Genomic DNA, 17,518 nt, shown 5'->3' on the forward strand with positions numbered 1-17,518 from the left:
GTCTGAAGGGCCACCCCCGTGCGGGGTGCCGTTAAGGGAATGGCTATCGGCAATGTCTTAATGTTCCCTCTAGCGCGACCGCATCGGCGCGGAAAAGGGGGCGCATGACCGGTATTCTCTTCATCGACGATCACGCGCTCCTGCGTGACACGCTTTCTGCCTGGTTGCGCGCGCGCGGCCTGACGGTCACCTGCTGCGACAGCCTGGAGGATGCGCTGAGCCGGGCGGTGCCTGACCTGATCATACTGGACCTGCGCCTCAAAGGCCTGCAACCGCGTCGGGATATCGCGCGGCTGCAAGCGGCTTTCGGCAAGGTGCCGGTGCTGATCACCGCGGGGGCGCATGACGCGTCGCAGGCCGCCGATCTGTGCGCGGCCGGCGCGGCGGCCGTCCTCGGCAAGTCTCTGGCGCCGCAGGTGGTTTTGGACCGGATCGGAGAGTTTCTGGGGCGCGAGCCCCGACCACGGCTCAGCCCGCGCGAGGTCGACGTGCTGACCGCCCTTGCCGCCGGCCTGTCCAACAAGGAAATCGCCCGCGATCTGGGCCTGCAGGAAGTCACCGTGAAGCTGCACATGCAGCGTCTGAGCCGCAAGCTGGGGGCCCGCAACCGGACCCAGGCGGCGCTGATCGGTCGTGACATGGGGCTGCTCTGAGCCGGCAGGAGCCCGGCCGTGGCGCCGATTGCCTGCAATTCTCTGTAATTCTTCAGCCCGGACCGCCGATTGAGGGGCAGACTTAAAGCAAAATTCATCGCTCGGCGGTCATACCGACCCGGACTGTCGCCGGCACTTGCGCGACGTCATTCGTGGAAACGGATCTACAAGGGTCGTGCAGGGGAAACACATGGGTCTTTCGAAAATTCGCATCGCTCTGCGTCTGCCCGCAGCGTTCTTCCTGATTGTCGCGCTTTCGCTCGGCCTCATGGGATACCTGACATATTCTTCGGCAAAACAGACACTTATCGAAAGTGGCGAACACGAGGTGAGGCAGATCGCCGAGGCCCGCGCAGAGGCTCTGACACGCTGGTCGGAAGAGGTCGCCACGGATCTGGTCATCCAGTCCCACAACCCTCTGGTCTCGAACGCGACGCGCAGCTTCGCGGCGGCCTGGCAGACCCTGGGCCCCGATGCCGCAGAGCGCTTGCGCAGCCTCTACGTGACGGGGCAGGGGGCAGGGCTTGAGGATCCGGGTGACGGTTCCGTCTACTCGCGCCTCCACGCGCGGTTTCACAGCCATTTCGCCGGTGTGGCCCGACGGGGCACCTACCAAGATGTGCTGCTGTTCAATCCGGCGGGTGAGGTTGTCTATTCCCTGTCCAAGGCACGTGACTTCGCCAGCCGTGCGGGCGACCAGGGCGATATTCCTCTCTTCGCGACGGCTCTCAGGGTGCTGTCGGGCGAAAGCGCTCAGGACATCGCCTTCGTGGATTTCACCGATTATGCGCCGGCTGGCGAAGGTTCCGCTTTCGTGGTCGCGCCGATCCGCCAGGCCGGGGACGTGATGCTGGGCGCCATCGCGTTCCGTCTGACCACCGAGACGATTTCGGCCAATCTGGGGAGGGTCGGAGGACTTGGAGACAGTGGCAGGGACTTTGCGATCGGCCTCGACGGCAAGGCCCGCACCCACGCAGAGGGATGGTCCGAGACGACCATCGAGGCAGGCTCGCCGCTGGAAAGCGCCCTGAATGGGGAAAGCGGCGTGACCCATGCGCAATTGACCCAGGGTGCGGCGCTCCCCATGGCGACCGGCTTTGCTCCCGCCGACATCTTTGGTCAAAGGTGGATCTTCCTGGTCCAGATCGCCGAGGCAGAGATGCTCAAGGCCGTGTCCGGTTTTCTGGGGTCAACCCTGACCTACGGCAGCATCATTCTCGCACTCGCGGCGGTCATCGGTACGCTGATTGCGCGCAGCGTCACGCGCCCGCTGCGCGATCTTTCGGGCAGCATCTCCGAGGTCAGCCGCGAGGACTACGAGACGCCGGTACCTCATGTCACCCGTGGAGACGAGCTTGGTTCGATTTCGCGGTCGCTTGAAGAACTGCGGGGCAAGTTGCTTCAGTCTCAGGCCATGCAACGCGACATGGCCTTCCAGAGCGCGGCGCTGGATGCAACCTCTGCGGCGTTGATGATCACCGATGATGACTTCAACATCACATACATGAACGACGCGGTGCGCGAGATGATGCGCGGTCAGGTCGACGAGTTCCGCAAGATCATGGCAGATTTCGATCCGGACAAACTGATTGGCGTGAACATGGACATCTTTCATGCCAAGCCCGAACAGATCCGCGCACTGATCAACCATCCTGACCGGCTGCCGTTCCGCACCGATATTCGTGTTGGCGACGCCCATGTGCAGATCGAACTGAGTGCAGTCTGGGACAGTGACCGCAACTTCTGCGGATTGGTCGTCGAATGGGTGGATGTAACCGAGGTGCGCCGACGGACCGCGGTCTTGAACGCCATCGACAGCGGTCAGATCTTCGCCGAATGCGATGTCGAAGGGAAGTTCCTGCGCCTCAACGACAATTTCCTGAAGCTCGCAGGGGCCTCTGCAGACAGCCTGGTGGGACGAGCCTTCACCGAGCAGATCCGGCTCGAGGGGGACGACGACCAGGGCCGGCTTGAGGAACGTGTCATGGCTGGCGAAACGATTAAGGGACGGTTCATCCTGTCGCGTCCAGGCAAGGAGGACGCGCTTGTCGAAGGCGGTCTCTATCCGATCCTGGACCGTCGAGGGGATGCGTCGGGAATGACCCTGATCGGGTCGGATGTCACTGCGGCCCAGAGCCAGCTTCGCGAGGCAGAGGCGCGGCAGCAGGCCATGCAGGCAGCCCAGCAGAGCGTTGTCGAGGCACTGCGTATCGGCATGCGGGATATCTCGAGCGGCGATCTGACCTCGCGTCTGAACACCCCCTTTGCCCCCGAGTACGAACAATTGCGCACTGATTTCAACGATGCCCTCGAAAACCTGACGCAAGCCATGGCGAATATCGCGCGCCAAACCCAGGCGATGCACAGCGAGACGGCGGAGATCGTGAAAGCGGCTGACGAAATGTCCGTACGTACCGAACGTCAGGCCTTGACGTTGCAGGACACCGCGTCGAGCCTCGATGAACTGACGACGAATATAGGGCAGACTGCCGATGGCGCTGCCCGAGCCAACCAGGTGGTGACCGAGGCGCGCGCGCGCGCTGAGGAAAGCGGCTCGATTGTCGATGAGGCCGAAACGGCCATGGCGGAAATCTCCGCCTCATCAAAGGAAATCGTCAAGGTCATCTCCGTGATCGACGATATCTCGTTCCAGACCAATCTCCTGGCTCTCAACGCAGGCGTCGAGGCTGCACGGGCAGGGGAGGCGGGTCGCGGTTTCGCAGTCGTTGCGACCGAGGTGCGCGCGCTTGCGCAACGCTGTGCAAATGCAGCTGCAGAGATCAACCAACTGATAACAGTTTCAGGTCAGCATGTGTCGCGCGGGGTCGAACTTGTGGGCGTGACCGGGGAAACGCTGAAGAAGATCGTCAGCTCGATATCGGAGATCTCGGACTACATCGCCGAGATTGCACAGGCTGGAAAGGAACAGAGCATCGGATTGAACCAGGTGAACTCGGCCGTGAACCAGATCGACCATGTGACGCAACAGAATGCGGCGATGTTCGAGGAAACAACCTCGGCCAGCCACGCGCTCGCGCATCGAGCGAACAGTCTGGCCGAAACCATTGGTCATTTCAGGGTCGGCGATGTGCAGACCGTGTCGGCAGCAGAGCCCAGAAGCATGCCACGTACCAGCAAGGGGCGTGCGGGCGTCGCAGCTCAGCCTGCGACTCAGGGCAATCTGGCCGTCGCGCCCCGTCCGGCGCCGGAGGCCAGTGACTGGGAAGACTTCTGACCTGGCATGTGCCAGCAACTAAACCCGAATGGAGAACAGATGGCGCTGTCGAGCCCGGATGAAAAGACGCGTGTCCTGATCGTGGATGATCAGCCCTCGGTTCAGGGCCTGATCCGCCACGCTCTGAGCTCGGATCCCTCGATTGAGGTGGTCGGCGTGGCGAACGATGCCTACATGGCGCGCGAGTTGATCAAGAAGCTCGACCCCGATGTTCTGACACTCGATGTCGAGATGCCTCGAATGAGCGGTCTGGACTTCCTCGAACGGCTCATGCGACTGCGTCCCATGCCGGTCGTAATGTTCTCATCCGTGACCCAGCAGGGCAGTGAGAATGCGGTGCGTGCCCTCTCGCTTGGGGCGGTTGACGTTCTGCCGAAGCCAGTCAGCGGCATCACACCCGAGGGACTGGAAAAGCTGGTTTCACGGGTCAAGACGGCGAAACGTTTCAAACGCGGCCAGGCCGCCGCCGAACTTCCCGATCGCGAAGCACCGGTCGAAATCGCACGATTGCAGCGCTGGAACGGAAGGATCGCACTGATCGGGGCCTCGACTGGAGGCGTCGCGGCGGTCGAAACCGTCCTGCGACGCATGCCGGTCGATACGCCACCGATAGTCATCTCCCAGCACATGCCCGAGAGTTTCCTTGTTAGTTTTGCCCGCCGCCTGGACGATATCCTGCCGCAGCGGGTCGAACTGGCGATTGACGGAAAGACACTGGAACAAGGCCATATCTATCTCGCACCCGGCGGTGCCCAACACACGGGGATTCGGCGCGCCGGCAGGGGATATCAGACGATTGGGATCGCCGCGCCCAAGCGGAATGGCCACATCCCCTCGGTCGACGAACTCTTCTTGTCGGCGGAAGAATGCGCCGAGGATATCGTTGCGGTCCTGCTGACGGGTATCGGCAAGGATGGCGCAAACGGGATGCAGGCCCTCAAGCGCAAGGGAGCACATTGCATCGGTCAGGACGAGGCGACCAGCGTGGTCTACGGAATGCCGCGCGCCGCCGCCGAACTCGGAATTCTGGACCAGCAATTGCCATTGCCCCAGATTGCCCAGGCCATCTGCGCCTGTTGCGACAGTCGACGAAACTGAGGAGCGGGACATGAGACAGGCAAGAGGCAAGGGCCCGCATATCAATATCACCCAGGGTGAATGGGCGGTGTCGGACGTACGGGGCGGGATGATTACGACCATTCTCGGCAGTTGCGTTGCAACCTGCATCTGGGATCCGGTCAGGGGGGTCGGCGGAATGAACCATATCCTGGTCGCGCGCTCTCATACGGCGCTTGGCGTCAATGACTATGCCGGTGTCAACGCGATGGAGTTGCTGATCAACGGTCTGGTCCGCTTGGGCGCCATTCGCTCGCGCCTGAATGCCAAGGTCTTCGGCGGTGCGAACATGATCAACGGTCTCTCCGATATCGGCCATTCGAATGGCATCTTCGTCGTAGAGTTTCTCGAACGAGAAGGCATCCCATTGATAGGCAAGAGCCTAGGCGGCACCTCGGCGCGGCAGATCAAGTTCATCGTCGACGAAGGACGCGTCATGCAGCGCACCGTGGCAGCCGCGCCGGAGGTTGTCGCGCCACCTCCGAAACCAGAGCGGGAAGAGCGCAACGGCGTAGAATTGTTCTGATCGGTGTAGAGCTACTCTGGCGCCGCAATGAGACTGGCGAGGCCTGTTAGCTGATTTCGTGCGTCGGCAGCGACGGTAGTGCCGTCGCACGGATTAGGTCAGGTTCGACTGGCTCTGGAGGTCGGAGTGTTAAGTAAATATTTACATAATACTAATTATAGAACCTTTGCTAGCTCTTGGTTGTGGCGCACTTTGGCGCCTCGTTTAACCATGAGCTTACGCAATGAAAAACACCCTTCTGAAGACCACCCTCACCATGGCGGGCAAATCCGTGTTGCCCGCTCTGCTGGGCGCGCTCGGCACCCTTGCTGCCGTCGCCTATGCCGAGGGCTACAGCGCGTTCTGCGGTCTCTGACATGCAGGACCGCTCTCCCCTCGAAACGTACGATCAAGCGCTTTGGCGGCTGGTCCAGTACGTCGTCAGCGAGCGTTACTCCCGTCCGGAATTGACGCTCGCCATTCAACTTGTGGCCGATATCTACTGGGTATCCGAGGCCAAGGTTGTCTCTGACATGAACAAGCGCTCTTCCGGTCTTGGGGTTCATTACTCCAAAGCCGAGAAGCGCCCGCGCCAGCGTGTGCAAGCATGAGCTTGCTCGCGTCCACTGCTCTCAAGTTCGGTGGTTCGCTGCTCGGTGGTCTGTTTGGCCGCAAGAGCAGCAAGCCGCAGTATGTCGTGCCTGATTATGGAAAGATCAGGTCCGAGGCTGAGGCGGCTGGCTTCAACCCTCTCACGGCTCTGACCTCTGCTCCCGGCGCTGTTGCGTCCGGTGGTCAGAACTACATGGGATCGGCAATTGCCGATGCCGCGCTGCACTTGGCTGACGGCTTCGCTGCGAGCGCCCAAAAGAAAGGAGAAGAACAACGGCTCCGCGAGGAAAACGCCGAGCTTGAAAAGAAGGTGCAAGACCTTACTATCCGTCCCCGAGTTGGCGGTATCTATTCGGGTAACGTCTCCACGCCGTCCCTCTCGGACGTTCTGTGGAGGCCCGGTAAGCCCGCCGGTGCTTCGTGGGAACGCTACTTCCCCGGCAATCGCAATGGAGGTTCGGATGGTTCGGTTTCTGGTGGAGGTTCTCAAGGCCAGCCTGATAATTCCGGTAACGGTGGCGGTGGCTCTGGCGCTGCTGCTGGCTCTGGTGAACCTGCTGACGTAAGGCCGCTTTCCGAAAGGCTTCCGGTCGATCCTCGGCGTGAAGTCGATAACGCCCCTGTCAATACGACCTCGGGGTTTATGGTGGTGGATAATCCCCACCTAGATTTCCCCATTTACGTGCCAACGGCTGATGGTGATGAGCCGTTGCAGTGGTACGATTACCCGAGCCTTGCGGCTCCGGTTGCTGGTTCCTACGCGTATCACAAGTACAACCAGTTTGCCGAACGCCATTCGGTTCAGCTTGGTCCCAAGCGGTCTACGAATGACATGACGTTCGGCGATCAGGGGTATCCACGCGGCTATGCGCGGCCCCCCGGTTCTCGCGGGGATCGGCGCGCGTCGGGCGGTGACACCCCGCCCCCTCGCCAGAAGCGCCAGCACCTCCCCTACATCAACTATCCGATGTATCCGCCCACACCATTTGTGGGGGCGCGCTGATGAAGCGTCGGCTCTGCAAGGGCTGCGCTCGCCGTAAGGCTGCGCTGTCCAAGTCCATCAAGACCCTTTCCCGAAAAATCAAATCCGTGAGGAAGAAATGAGCTATCAGAACGCTCGCAATGTGCGCCGCGAAGCGCGCACGCTCGTTGGCCGGTTCCGTGGTGGCAAGCTCGCCCCCGTCATGGCCGTGCCTGTCCGTGGCAACGAAGGTGGTTTCCTGTCTCAACAGGTCACCTATGAACTGGACCCCATCGCGGGCCGCATGATCACGCCGATCACCGGCGAATTGATCTCTGTCTTCGTCCCGGTTCAGGCCATCGACGCCATCAAGGACCCCGAAGCCGCCTATGCCGGTATGACCGAAGTCATTCGCGAAAAGCTGCTCTCCGGCAATCCGCTCTTCGGCCTCGAAAACGAGGGCGAAATCTCCAAGCGGTGCGGCGTCAACCCGCGCTCTATCGGCGGCGTGAAGAAGGTCAACGAAATGGTCCGTCTGGGCCACAACGCCGCCGTCAACTTCCTGCGCCAGCGGAAGTATGTCAAAGCCTCCACGCTGCTGCACAGCAACACCGCGCTGACCCCGTGCCTGATCGGGCAAACCGTTCTGGATCGCCTCAACGGCGTTCTTGATCCCGAAGACCGCGTTAACGGCAAGGTGTCGCTCTCCGGCGAAATTCCCGTCAAGGGCGTCGGTCTCGCTACCGATGTGTCGCCGAATGGCACTGCCCATTCCACCTGGTCCCTTGAAACCGGGGACACCGCCGGAAGCGCTGTCCAGCGTGTCGGCTGGAATAGCGATGACGGTAGTCACGGAACGGGCGAAGTATCGTTCTTCATCGCCCAAGACCCTGCCAAGCCCGGCTCTCCCAAGATATGGGCCGACCTCGGCGGCGCGGCTGATATCAGCCTCACGGACTTCTACAACGCCGAGACGCAAGACCGTCTTACCCGCGCAATGCGCAAGATCGTGGATGAAAACGCCGAGTACGGCGAGGAAATGGCCCTTCGCTGGGCGCATGGCCTTTCTGTCGATACGGGCAAAATCCCGTTCGTGATCTCCGAACAGCGTAAGGTGTTCGGGCGCTCCATCGTCGGCGCGACGGACAAGACCGGCGTGAATGAAGACGTCATGCGCTCCGACATGATGCTGCAGATCAGTTTCAACGTCCCCATCCCGCGCACGGAACTTGGTGGTATCATCATCACGTTCGCGTCGATCAAGCCCGACGAAACCCTTTCGTCGCAGCCTCACCCCTACCTTTCCGACAACTGGGGCTTGGACAACTTCGTCGCCGACGAGTTGGCTCTGGATCCCGTTCCGGTCACCGTCCGGGAACTCTTCAGCGACTGTGACGCCGGTGATGAAAGCACGGTCGCCCTCTATGTCGGTCACAACGGCCTGAAACGCACTTATGTCCACTACGGCCTCGGGCGGCAACTCGATCCCGAGACGGTCGCCAACAAGACGGCCGTCTGGCAGCTCGAGGTGCCCATGTCGGTTACGCCGGAAAGCATCCTCTATCCGGACGACCTCGAGCATTACCCCTTCGCCGACCAGCTCGCCGAAGTCTGCACCTATATCGCAAGCTCGACCGTCGTCATGCAGACCCCGACTATCTTCGGCCCGACCCCGGTCGAAGAACTGGCAATTCTCGAAGATGAAAACGTTTTCGGAGACAATGAAGAATGAACGAAATCGGTCTGAATACCCGCCTCGTGTCCGCCTCTGGCGGTTCCCTCGATATCGTCTCGGCGGACGGCGAAATCCTCGCGTCCATCGACGTGCCACCCGGCTCTGTCTCCGCCATGGAGTTTCAGCCCCTCCTTCCGGAGGGCTGTCACTTCGAGGTGTCGGACGGCCTCGTCGCGCTCAACCCGCGCCACCGGATCGGCGTTCAGCGGCATCCGCTGCACCGCGAGACCGGCGCAAACCCTGACTTCCAGCCTACCACCGCATCGCGCTTCGAGCGGGAAACCCGGATGTTGATCGCCCGTCTTCAGGCTCGCACCGAGCGCGTCGAAGCGCGCGAGCGCCAGCTTGCCAAGGTCGAGCGCATCCCCAAGGCCAAGCAGCCGCATCCCGTGATCGAGGACGACACCCCTGCCCCCGAGCCGACCGCAGAGCCGGAAGGCGATGGCGTCGAGTAGGCGCTACGTCAAGCGTACCTGGCGCGTCCCGAAAGATCGGGGCGCGTTGGAATACTTCGCCACGCTCGTTCTCAAGGCCCTCCGCAAGCACGGATGGCCTGCAAAGCTTGAACTCGACTATCCGACTAACGGGTTTGTCATTGTTCCTGTCGATGGGGGCGACACGCTGCCCCCCGACTTCGAAGAGGCCTTTGCCATCGCCGTTCGCATCGTCGCGCGCATGTACCGCGTCGAAGTCGAGCACTACCGCAATTGGGCCGGGTTCCTTCGCGAATACCGCGTAGCCCCCGGCGGTCACTTTAGAGAAGTGAAATAACAACATGATCTATCAAGGAAAGGCGCGCTACCCGGTTCGGGAGGCGGTTCTACACTGCTGCGCCATCAACACTGGTCAGTTCGACCACATGACCCCGTTTCAGGTCTTCACGACCGTCAACCGTTGGCACACGGAACGGGGCTTCTCGAACGGCTTCGGCTATCACGCCCTCTGCATGCCGGACGGCACGTAGTTCCCCGGTCGCCCTGTTGACATGATCGGGGCGCACTGCATCGAGCGCAACCGCGGGACTCTCGGCGTCCTTCTGATCGAAAGCCGCAAGATCGACCGCATGGGCACCTTTGATGACTATTTCACCGAGGCGCAGCGCCTCAGCCTCAAGGCTGAACTGGCGCGCGTTCCCGGCCTTGAAAAGGTATCCGGTCACAATGACTACGCGCCGAAGCTATGTCCCGGCTTCAAAGTCCAGTCCTCTGACTGGCTTGCGGCGTAGTCCTCAGCCCCGGCCCCCTAACGAAGTGGGGGCCGGGGCGTTGCATCCCCCTTGTTCCAGTATGCACTTAAAGGAACTCAACTCATGTGCACCCGACCAATCGAGCAGGACGGAATGACCTTTGCGTGTCGCACCTGCGACGACTGCATTGCCACGCGTCGGCACAACTGGATTGCCCGCGCGATGGCTGAAAAGACTCAATGGCCGCACACGCTCTGTGTGGCCCTTACCTACTCCGACGAAACCCAGCACAACCGCGATGCGGCGCAGATGTTCTGCTATGCTGACGTCCGGGCCTTCATGGCCCGTCTGCGCTCCGCTGCTAAGCGCTATGCCAAAAAGAAGCGGCTCAACGTGGAACCCGTAATCCGCTTCCTCTGTGCTGGTGAACAGGGCGACCGAAACGGGCGCTGCCACTGGCATCTTATCCTCTATTCGAATGTCCCGCTCTGGGATCTCGGTGAAGTGCGTATCCGCCGCACGTTGCTCCAGAAGCTGGCCGACATGCTCACGATCGGCAAGCGCAAGCGCCGCCTGAACTGGTCCCTCTGGGAGCACGGCTATTGCACGTTTCAGGAACCCGACGAGGGCGGCATGGCCTATGTGTTGAGTTACTGTCTCAAAGACCAGTTCACCGGCGAAAAGTCCGAAGGGACGATGCGCGAAGCCAAGTCTGAAAACTTCGCCACTGGTCTATTCCGCATGTCCAAGCGCCCGGCCATTGGAGAACAATGGCTCTTCCAGAAGATGGAACGGCTTCTCGCCGCTCGCGCTGTCATGCCCAAACTAGAGTTTCGGGTGCCGGGAATGTCCGGCTATTGGGTGCCCAATGGCACCTTCCGAAAAAAGGCCCTCTGGGCCCTCGTTGCGCTGAACAAGCGCATTGTATGGACCACAGGCGCACCGGCGCCGCAATGGTCCTCCCTTATCGCCTCCCTTGAGGGAAGCGAAGCCGACCTGGAGGTTCTCCTTGGCAAACCGGAAGAAGAAAACCCCGACATCGCCGCGCAGCTCGCGCGAAGATCAAGAGAGGAAGCGCAGCGCCATCAGGACGCCGAGTTTGTCCGCTCCTGTGGCCGTGAGCTACCCTGTTGGAAGTGTCTCAACGGATACCCGGACGAGACACTCGCCCGGCTTGGCCTCGAACGCTATGAAGATGAAGCGTACGAAATCCGCTACCGCGCTCTCCCGGGCTTCGAAGACCCCGCAAAGCGTCGTAGTCGCCCCGGTGCAGGCCTCCACACGTACTGCCACCTCCGGGGCACAGCCCAAGCCCGCCGAGTCTTCCCGGCGACGGGAGGCTGACCCGGTCCTTGACCGGCCCGAGGATGGCCGCACCTGCAAGGCCCGTCCTTCGGATACCAGATCTAAAGGCGGCGGCTCGCGTCCCTTTGTCCCGTGGTGTGATCGCGAACGCTGATCACCACCTTGCCGCATTCGCTGGGCCTGCTTCCTCTGGGGCAGGCCCTTCGTCCTTCCCTCCTTCCCCAGCCTTTACCCTCTCGACACCCGCGCTTGCGTGGTGTCGTTGCAGACTCGGTGCCGGAGGCACTAAGTCGCCGCTGAGCGCCCCCGGCCTCAGCCGCCACAGCACTCTCAACCTACTCACTCCCTATCAATTCGCGGAACGTCCCAGCCAACGGTGTTGCATCGAGGGCTTCGGGGCGAATTACGCCGATAGGCTATCCCCCACCCCCCCCGGGGGGTGGGGGTCCGGGGGAGGGGGCGAAGCCCCCTTCCCCCGGCCCTCTCCGTAGGCGCTGTCTTCTGGCAGTTAGCACGGTCCTCTCCGTTCGCATTGCGCGCGCTGCCCCAGTCGCCTACGGTCCTTTAACTTCTACTCTTCTCTCAGTCAGTCTGCGGCTCCTGGCGCATGACACGTCAAGGTTGAGTGCCTAAATATTATGCGTACAGGGCAAGCAAAAAAGCTTCCCGGTTTGTTCACACTCTATCTAGTGGCCGACCTTCTGGGGAAAGCGATATCTATTCCCCTTCCCTAAATATTCCGTTTTGAAAGTGCGGATTACTCTTTACTAATTATAGAGCTTTTGTCAGCGCTTGCTCGTTGCGCAAGCACGCGCCGCTTTTTAACCGAGTGTCGATCAAGAACACCCTTCTCAGCACAGCCCTGACCACGCCAGAAAATCCCCCGGATCCATAGGTCAGGACCGGAGCAAATGACGTGCACCCGCCGGGTGTGGTCAGCGATCGGGATGGTGCATTGTTCCATTCCGGGCGAACGACCTCCGCGCCAACGGGCGACGCGGAGATCCATAAGACGGTGCCCTGCCCGGCTTTCAGCCGAGCGCATAGCCGGCGCCGCGCACCGTGCGCAGCGGATCGTCACCGCCATGGGCGCAAAGGGCCTTGCGCAACCGGCCGATATGGACGTCGACGGTGCGGGTGTCGACGTAGATGTCACGGCCCCAGACACGGTCCAGAAGCTGCTCGCGCGACCAGACGCGACCGGGCTTTTCCATGAAGGTCGACAGCAGGCGAAACTCGGTCGGACCCAGCTTCAGCTCCTTGGACTGGCGCGTCACCCGGTGGGTTTCGGCATCCAGGACGATGTCCTCGTATTCCAGCCGTTCGCCCATCGAGGCCGGCCGGGTGCGGCGCAGCTGCGCGCGGACCCGGGCCATCAGCTCGATCACCGAATAGGGTTTGACCACGTAGTCGTCGGCGCCGGTCTCGAGGCCGCGCACGCGGTCGACCTCCTCGGAGCGCGCGGACAGCATGATGATCGGCACGCCGCGCGTCTCCGAGCGCATCTTCAGCTGCCGGCAGACCTCGATGCCCGAGAGGTTCGGCAGCATCCAGTCCAGCACGATGATATCGGGCGCAACCTCGTCGACGAGAAGGATGGCCTCCTCGCCGTTCTCTGCCCGGGATACTCGGAACCCTTCGGCTTCAAGGTTATAGGCCAGAACCTCCCGCTGTGCCGGTTCGTCTTCGACGACAAGAACGGTGGGTTGCTGATCTGCAGCCATGTTACTCTTCTCCACTCAGGGGAGCGGTCGGCGCAACGCTGAGGTCGGTCGAGGTCCGGTCGCCTTTCTGGCGGCTCTCTTCCGGGGCAGCCCCGGTGACGAGATAGACCACCTGTTCAGCGATGGAGGTGACATGGTCGCCCATCCGCTCGGTATTCTTCGCAATGAAATGCAGGTGCATGCAGGCCGTGATGTTGCGCGGATCTTCCATCATGAAGGTCAGGAATTCGCGGAACAGCGCGTTGTACATCTGGTCGACGTCGCGGTCGCGATTGATCACGTCCTGGGCCAGCACTGCGTCGCGCTGGATATAGGCGTCGAGCGCGTCGCGCAGCATGGTCTCGACCTCGCGCGCCATGCGGCGCAGCGCGGTATGGGCGCCCGCAATGGGCTGCATCTGGACCAGCACCGAGGTGCGCTTGGCCATGTTCTTGGCGTAGTCGCCGATCCGCTCGAGGTTGCCGGCGATCTTCAGGATCGACAGCACGATGCGCAGGTCGCCGGCGGCGGGCTGGCGCAGGGCGATGATGCGCGCGGCCTCTTCCTGGATCAGCTCTTCCAGCTCGTCGATGACGCGGTCGCCGGCGCGCACCTTCTCGGCCATCTCCTCGTCGCGGTCTTCCAGCGCCTGCGAGGCGTCCAGAATGGCCTGTTCGACAAGGCCGCCCATCTTCATGATGCGGGCCTGGACGCCTTCGAGGTCGCGGTCGTAGGCACTTGCGATATGTTGGTCAGACATCGGTCTTGGGCTCCTCACCCGTGGTCACTGAGGGAAGACAGGGGGCTGTACCCCCTGCCCCGTCACAGGGATTTGCGGCGTCGGATCAGCCGATCCGGCCGGTGATGTAGCTTTCGGTCCGGCTGTCCACCGGATTGGTGAAGATCTGGCTGGTCTCGCCGTATTCCACCAGGTTGCCGAGGTGGAAGAAGGCAGTCTTCTGGCTGACGCGGGCGGCCTGCTGCATCGAGTGGGTCACGATGACCACCGAGTAGCTGTCGCGCAGCTCGTCGATCAGTTCCTCGACCTGGCCTGTAGCGATCGGGTCAAGCGCCGAGCACGGCTCGTCCATCAGCAGCACTTCCGGTTCCGTCGCGACGGCGCGGGCGATGCAGAGGCGCTGCTGCTGGCCGCCCGAGAGGCCGGTGCCGGGGGCATGCAGACGGTCCTTCACCTCGTCCCAGATGGCGCCGCGGCGCAGGGACTTCTCGACGATCTCGTCGAGGTCGGCCTTGCTCTTGGCCAGGCCGTGGATGCGGGGTCCGTAGGCGATGTTGTCGTAGATCGACTTCGGGAAAGGGTTGGGCTTCTGGAACACCATGCCGACCTTGGCGCGCAGCTGCACCGGATCGACGCGCTTGTCGTAGATGTCTTCTCCGTCCAGCAGGATGTCGCCCTCGACGCGGCAGATGTCGATGGTGTCGTTCATCCGGTTGAGGCAGCGCAGGAAGGTGGATTTGCCGCAGCCCGAGGGGCCGATGAAGGCGGTGACGGTCTTGTCCTGGATCTGGACGTTGACGTCCTTGATCGCATGGGTGTCACCGTAGAAGACCTGAACGTTCTGCGCGGCGATCTTGATGGCTTTGTCGGTCACTTTGGTCTCCAGGGAAGGCGAGTCGTACATGGGTCTGTCCCTATCCTATCAGTTACCAGCGGCGCTCGAAGCGGCGGCGCAGGATGACGGCGATGATGTTCATGGTCATGAGGAAGAGCAGCAGGATGATGATCCCCCCCCAGGCACGTTCGTAATAGGCCGGGTCGGCGCGCTTGGCCCATTCATAGATCTGTGCCGGCATGGCCGAGTTCGGATCGAGGAAGCCCGAGGCGACCCCGTCGGGATAGTTCGAGGCGATGTAGCCCACCATGCCGATCAGCAGCAGCGGTGCGGTTTCGCCCAGGGCCTGGGCCAGGCCGATGATGGTGCCGGTCAGGATGCCGGGCATGGCCAGGGGCAGCACGTGGTGGAACACCGATTGCATCTTCGAGGCACCGACACCCAGGGCCGCATCCCGGATCGACGGCGGCACCGATTTCAGCGAGGCGCGGGTCGAGATGATGATCGTCGGCAGGGTCATCAGCGTCAGCACCAGGCCACCGACCAGCGGCGCCGATTGCGGCAGGTGCATGAACTGGATGAACACCGCAAGACCTAGGATGCCGAAGACGATCGAGGGCACGGCCGCCAGGTTCGAGATGTTCACCTCGATCAGGTCGGTCCAGCGGTTCTTCGGCGCAAATTCCTCGAGGTAGATCGAGGCGGCGACCCCTATGGGCAGCGAGAGCACCAGCACCACGATCATCATGAACAGCGAGCCCAGCATCGAGACACCGATCCCGGCCTGCTCGGGACGGCTCTCCGAGGCGTCGGCGCCGAAGATGAAGGCCCAGTTGAAGGTCCGGGTGACGGCGCCTGCGTCCTTCAGCACGTCGATGATGTCGAGGTGCGCGGCGTCGAGGTTCTTGTCGCGTTCGAGGTCCTCGCGCAGCACGCGGCCCTTCAGGTAGCCATCCACGCGCGACGAGGCCAGCACGCGGAACTCGACCGTCTCGCCGATCTGGGCGGGATGGGTCAGCACGTAGTCGCGCACCTGTGCGGCCGCCGAGGAGGAGATCATCTTGCGCAGGTCGGCGCCCGAATAGTCGCTCTCGATCCCGTTGTCGGCGACCACGCGCAGCAGCGCCTCGTCCAGCAGCGGGTTGTAACCGAAGGTCGAGACCTTGCGGATGTCCTCGAGGTCGCGGTTGCCGTTCTTGTCGAGGGCCTCGGCCTTCAGTTCGATCGGCAGGCTGAGGAAGGTCTGGGTATAGGCCGGCACGCCGTTGCGCACGATGGCGATCAGCAGCAGGACCAGGAAGACCAGGCCGATGCCGACCGCGGCCATGCCGTAGAAGCGGAAGCGGGCTTCGGAGGCGTTGCGGCGCTTGGTGCGGGGGCTCTGTTCCAGCAGCGAGCCCGAGGTGTGCTTGCCCGCGGGGACGCCGGATGCGGTTGCGTCGGTCATTCGTATTGCTCCCGGTATTTGCGCACGATCCACAGCGCGAAGACATTGAGGCCGAGGGTGATGACGAAGAGGGTCATGCCGAGGGCGAAGGCGACCAGAGCTTCGGGCGAGGCGAAGTCGGCGTCGCCGGTCAGCTGGCTGACGATCTTGGCGGTGACGGTGGTCATAGCCTCGAAGGGGTTCATCGACAGGCGGGCCGCGGCCCCTGCCCCCAGCACCACGATCATCGTTTCGCCGATGGCGCGCGAGGCGGCCAGCAGGATGGCGCCCACGATGCCCGGCAGGGCGGCAGGCAGGACGACCTGTTTCACGGTCTCGGACTTGGTGGCGCCAAGACCCAGCGAACCGTCGCGCATCGCCTGGGGCACGGCGTTGATGATGTCATCGGACAGCGAGCTGACGAAGGGGATCAGCATGATGCCCATGACGAGGCCTGCGGTCATCACGGCGCGGCCGCCACCCATCCAGCCCAGGGTGCCGGGGCCGAAGGCCTGGAACAGCAGCGGGCCGACGGTCAGCAGCGCGAAGAGGCCGTAGACGATGGTCGGGATGCCGGCCAGCACCTCGATCAGCGGCTTGGCGAAGCTGCGCACGGCGGGCGAGGCATATTCGCTGAGGTAGACCGCCGCGAAGAGGCCGATCGGCACCGCCACCGCCAGCGCGATGATCGAGATGTAGAGCGTGCCCCAGAGCAGCGGCAGGATGCCCAGCTCGGACCCGCCCCCGAAGGAGGGCGCCCAGGTGGTGCCGAAGAAGAAGTCCAGCGCCGGGTAGAGCCGGAAGAATTCGATGGTGTTGAACAGCAGCGATAGCACGATGCCGAGGGTGGTCAGGATGGCCAGCGAGGCGGCGACGATCAGCAGCCCCTTGATCACCTTCTCGACCGAGTTGCGGGCGCGGAAGTCCTTCCGGGCCCGCGTCAGGCCCAGGCCGAAGCCGGCCAGCGCCACCAGCAGCACGACCACGGTGCGGATCAGGTTGCCGCTTGCGTTCATCTCGCGCCAGGCCTTGGCGGCGGCCAGCATCGGCGCCTGCACGTCGGAGCCGAGCGCGACACCGACCGCGCCGAGACGCTCGCGGATGTCGGTGAATTCGACGCGGATGTCGCTGGCCTCGTCCTCGGTCAGGGCGCCGCGTTCGACGGCCAGGTCGAGGCCATCGGCGATGCGACGGACGTCGGACATCAGCAGGCTCAGCTCGCCTTCGGTTTCATAGCTGGTTTCGGGCACCAGGTGCTCGACCCGGTTCTGGATCACCAGGGGCTGGGCGAAGAGCCAGATCACCAGGACCAGAAGCGAGGGCACGAGGGCCAGCAGCGCGGCATTGGCGCCGTAATAGGATGGGAGGGAATGCAGGTGACGGCTGTCACCGCCCGCGGAGGCCAGGGCGCGGCTGCGGCCCAGCACGTATCCGATGGCGGCAAGCGCCAGGACGATAAGGAAAATCCAGGTTGCCGGCATGGAATACTCGCTGGAAGGATCATTGC

Annotated in this window: 18 protein-coding genes; 13 read left to right on the plus strand and 5 right to left on the minus strand. The window is 62.6% G+C overall.

The window, feature by feature from the left end:
• Positions 1-104 precede the first annotated feature (104 nt).
• The 13 genes from OS124_RS0110580 to OS124_RS0110640 all read left to right on the plus strand — a co-directional run bounded on the left by OS124_RS0110580 (position 105) and on the right by OS124_RS0110640 (position 11,347).
• Positions 105-653 carry a response regulator transcription factor gene (locus OS124_RS0110580; RefSeq protein WP_010139559.1) on the plus strand — a complete coding sequence of 183 codons (549 nt, stop codon included), beginning with the start codon at positions 105-107 and terminating at the stop codon, positions 651-653.
• A 190-nt stretch (positions 654-843) separates the two neighbouring features.
• Positions 844-3,888: a methyl-accepting chemotaxis protein gene (locus OS124_RS26065; protein ID WP_010139560.1), complete on the plus strand. Its 3,045-nt coding sequence runs from the start codon at positions 844-846 to the stop codon at positions 3,886-3,888.
• A gap of 39 nt (positions 3,889-3,927) precedes the next feature.
• Complete coding sequence (locus OS124_RS0110590) at positions 3,928-4,986, plus strand: protein-glutamate methylesterase/protein-glutamine glutaminase (protein WP_010139561.1); 1,059 nt, start codon at positions 3,928-3,930, stop codon at positions 4,984-4,986.
• 10 nt (positions 4,987-4,996) lie between these two features.
• Positions 4,997-5,530, plus strand: a complete 534-nt coding sequence (locus OS124_RS0110595; RefSeq protein ID WP_029375345.1) for a chemotaxis protein CheD — start codon at positions 4,997-4,999, stop codon at positions 5,528-5,530.
• Positions 5,531-5,753: 223 nt separating this feature from the next.
• Entirely contained in the window at positions 5,754-5,885 is a 132-nt protein-coding gene (locus OS124_RS28180; RefSeq protein ID WP_272941951.1) for a hypothetical protein, read from the plus strand.
• A gap of 1 nt (position 5,886) precedes the next feature.
• The gene (locus tag OS124_RS0110605; RefSeq protein ID WP_029375346.1) at positions 5,887-6,120 is read left to right on the plus strand and encodes a hypothetical protein; all 234 of its coding nucleotides are present in this window, start codon (positions 5,887-5,889) and stop codon (positions 6,118-6,120) included.
• On the plus strand, positions 6,117-7,124 hold the full coding sequence (locus OS124_RS27000) for a hypothetical protein (protein WP_138919496.1): 1,008 nt from the start codon (positions 6,117-6,119) through the stop codon (positions 7,122-7,124). The genes OS124_RS0110605 and OS124_RS27000 overlap by 4 nt, the downstream gene beginning before the upstream one ends.
• A gap of 97 nt (positions 7,125-7,221) precedes the next feature.
• Complete coding sequence (locus OS124_RS0110615) at positions 7,222-8,814, plus strand: hypothetical protein (protein ID WP_010139563.1); 1,593 nt, start codon at positions 7,222-7,224, stop codon at positions 8,812-8,814.
• Positions 8,811-9,272, plus strand: a complete 462-nt coding sequence (locus OS124_RS0110620; protein WP_010139565.1) for a hypothetical protein — start codon at positions 8,811-8,813, stop codon at positions 9,270-9,272. Before OS124_RS0110615 ends, OS124_RS0110620 begins: the two co-directional genes overlap by 4 nt.
• 46 nt (positions 9,273-9,318) lie before the next feature.
• Positions 9,319-9,588: a hypothetical protein gene (locus OS124_RS0110625; RefSeq protein ID WP_138919497.1), complete on the plus strand. Its 270-nt coding sequence runs from the start codon at positions 9,319-9,321 to the stop codon at positions 9,586-9,588.
• A 4-nt stretch (positions 9,589-9,592) separates the two neighbouring features.
• Positions 9,593-9,781: a hypothetical protein gene (locus tag OS124_RS0110630; RefSeq protein ID WP_010139567.1), complete on the plus strand. Its 189-nt coding sequence runs from the start codon at positions 9,593-9,595 to the stop codon at positions 9,779-9,781.
• Positions 9,782-9,802: 21 nt separating this feature from the next.
• Positions 9,803-10,042: a hypothetical protein gene (locus OS124_RS0110635; RefSeq protein WP_010139568.1), complete on the plus strand. Its 240-nt coding sequence runs from the start codon at positions 9,803-9,805 to the stop codon at positions 10,040-10,042.
• Between the two features lie 114 nt (positions 10,043-10,156).
• Complete coding sequence (locus OS124_RS0110640; RefSeq protein WP_138919498.1) at positions 10,157-11,347, plus strand: rolling circle replication-associated protein; 1,191 nt, start codon at positions 10,157-10,159, stop codon at positions 11,345-11,347.
• Positions 11,348-12,339: 992 nt separating this feature from the next.
• Here the strand turns inward: OS124_RS0110640 and phoB are convergent.
• The 5 genes from phoB to pstC form a co-directional block, all read right to left on the minus strand.
• Complete coding sequence (gene phoB, locus OS124_RS0110645) at positions 12,340-13,032, minus strand: phosphate regulon transcriptional regulator PhoB (protein WP_010139570.1); 693 nt, start codon at positions 13,030-13,032, stop codon at positions 12,340-12,342.
• 1 nt (position 13,033) lies between these two features.
• Complete coding sequence (phoU, locus tag OS124_RS0110650) at positions 13,034-13,771, minus strand: phosphate signaling complex protein PhoU (RefSeq protein ID WP_010139571.1); 738 nt, start codon at positions 13,769-13,771, stop codon at positions 13,034-13,036.
• Between the two features lie 85 nt (positions 13,772-13,856).
• Positions 13,857-14,654: a phosphate ABC transporter ATP-binding protein PstB gene (pstB, locus tag OS124_RS0110655; RefSeq protein ID WP_010139572.1), complete on the minus strand. Its 798-nt coding sequence runs from the start codon at positions 14,652-14,654 to the stop codon at positions 13,857-13,859.
• 22 nt (positions 14,655-14,676) lie between these two features.
• Positions 14,677-16,032, minus strand: a complete 1,356-nt coding sequence (pstA, locus tag OS124_RS0110660) for a phosphate ABC transporter permease PstA (RefSeq protein ID WP_010139573.1) — start codon at positions 16,030-16,032, stop codon at positions 14,677-14,679.
• Entirely contained in the window at positions 16,029-17,492 is a 1,464-nt protein-coding gene (gene pstC, locus OS124_RS0110665) for a phosphate ABC transporter permease subunit PstC (protein ID WP_010139575.1), read from the minus strand. The genes pstA and pstC overlap by 4 nt, the downstream gene beginning before the upstream one ends.
• Between the last annotated feature and the right edge of the window lie 26 nt (positions 17,493-17,518).

This window comes from Oceanicola sp. S124, from assembly GCF_000220565.1.
In the GTDB taxonomy this organism is placed as follows: domain Bacteria; phylum Pseudomonadota; class Alphaproteobacteria; order Rhodobacterales; family Rhodobacteraceae; genus Pseudooceanicola.

What these genes read in the sequence shown, in the direction of transcription:
- pstA (WP_010139573.1), bottom strand. Translation starts at nt 16,032, where the DNA reads ATGACCGACGCAACCGCATCCGGCGTCCCCGCGGGCAAGCACACCTCG.
- OS124_RS0110640 (WP_138919498.1), top strand. Translation starts at nt 10,157, where the DNA reads ATGACCTTTGCGTGTCGCACCTGCGACGACTGCATTGCCACGCGTCGG.
- phoB (WP_010139570.1), bottom strand. Translation starts at nt 13,032, where the DNA reads ATGGCTGCAGATCAGCAACCCACCGTTCTTGTCGTCGAAGACGAACCG.
- pstC (WP_010139575.1), bottom strand. Translation starts at nt 17,492, where the DNA reads ATGCCGGCAACCTGGATTTTCCTTATCGTCCTGGCGCTTGCCGCCATC.
- OS124_RS0110635 (WP_010139568.1), top strand. Translation starts at nt 9,803, where the DNA reads ATGATCGGGGCGCACTGCATCGAGCGCAACCGCGGGACTCTCGGCGTC.
- pstB (WP_010139572.1), bottom strand. Translation starts at nt 14,654, where the DNA reads ATGTACGACTCGCCTTCCCTGGAGACCAAAGTGACCGACAAAGCCATC.
- phoU (WP_010139571.1), bottom strand. Translation starts at nt 13,771, where the DNA reads ATGTCTGACCAACATATCGCAAGTGCCTACGACCGCGACCTCGAAGGC.
- OS124_RS27000 (WP_138919496.1), top strand. Translation starts at nt 6,117, where the DNA reads ATGAGCTTGCTCGCGTCCACTGCTCTCAAGTTCGGTGGTTCGCTGCTC.
- OS124_RS0110595 (WP_029375345.1), top strand. Translation starts at nt 4,997, where the DNA reads ATGAGACAGGCAAGAGGCAAGGGCCCGCATATCAATATCACCCAGGGT.
- OS124_RS0110630 (WP_010139567.1), top strand. Translation starts at nt 9,593, where the DNA reads ATGATCTATCAAGGAAAGGCGCGCTACCCGGTTCGGGAGGCGGTTCTA.
- OS124_RS0110615 (WP_010139563.1), top strand. Translation starts at nt 7,222, where the DNA reads ATGAGCTATCAGAACGCTCGCAATGTGCGCCGCGAAGCGCGCACGCTC.
- OS124_RS0110590 (WP_010139561.1), top strand. Translation starts at nt 3,928, where the DNA reads ATGGCGCTGTCGAGCCCGGATGAAAAGACGCGTGTCCTGATCGTGGAT.
- OS124_RS26065 (WP_010139560.1), top strand. Translation starts at nt 844, where the DNA reads ATGGGTCTTTCGAAAATTCGCATCGCTCTGCGTCTGCCCGCAGCGTTC.
- OS124_RS0110605 (WP_029375346.1), top strand. Translation starts at nt 5,887, where the DNA reads ATGCAGGACCGCTCTCCCCTCGAAACGTACGATCAAGCGCTTTGGCGG.
- OS124_RS0110620 (WP_010139565.1), top strand. Translation starts at nt 8,811, where the DNA reads ATGAACGAAATCGGTCTGAATACCCGCCTCGTGTCCGCCTCTGGCGGT.
- OS124_RS28180 (WP_272941951.1), top strand. Translation starts at nt 5,754, where the DNA reads ATGAAAAACACCCTTCTGAAGACCACCCTCACCATGGCGGGCAAATCC.
- OS124_RS0110580 (WP_010139559.1), top strand. Translation starts at nt 105, where the DNA reads ATGACCGGTATTCTCTTCATCGACGATCACGCGCTCCTGCGTGACACG.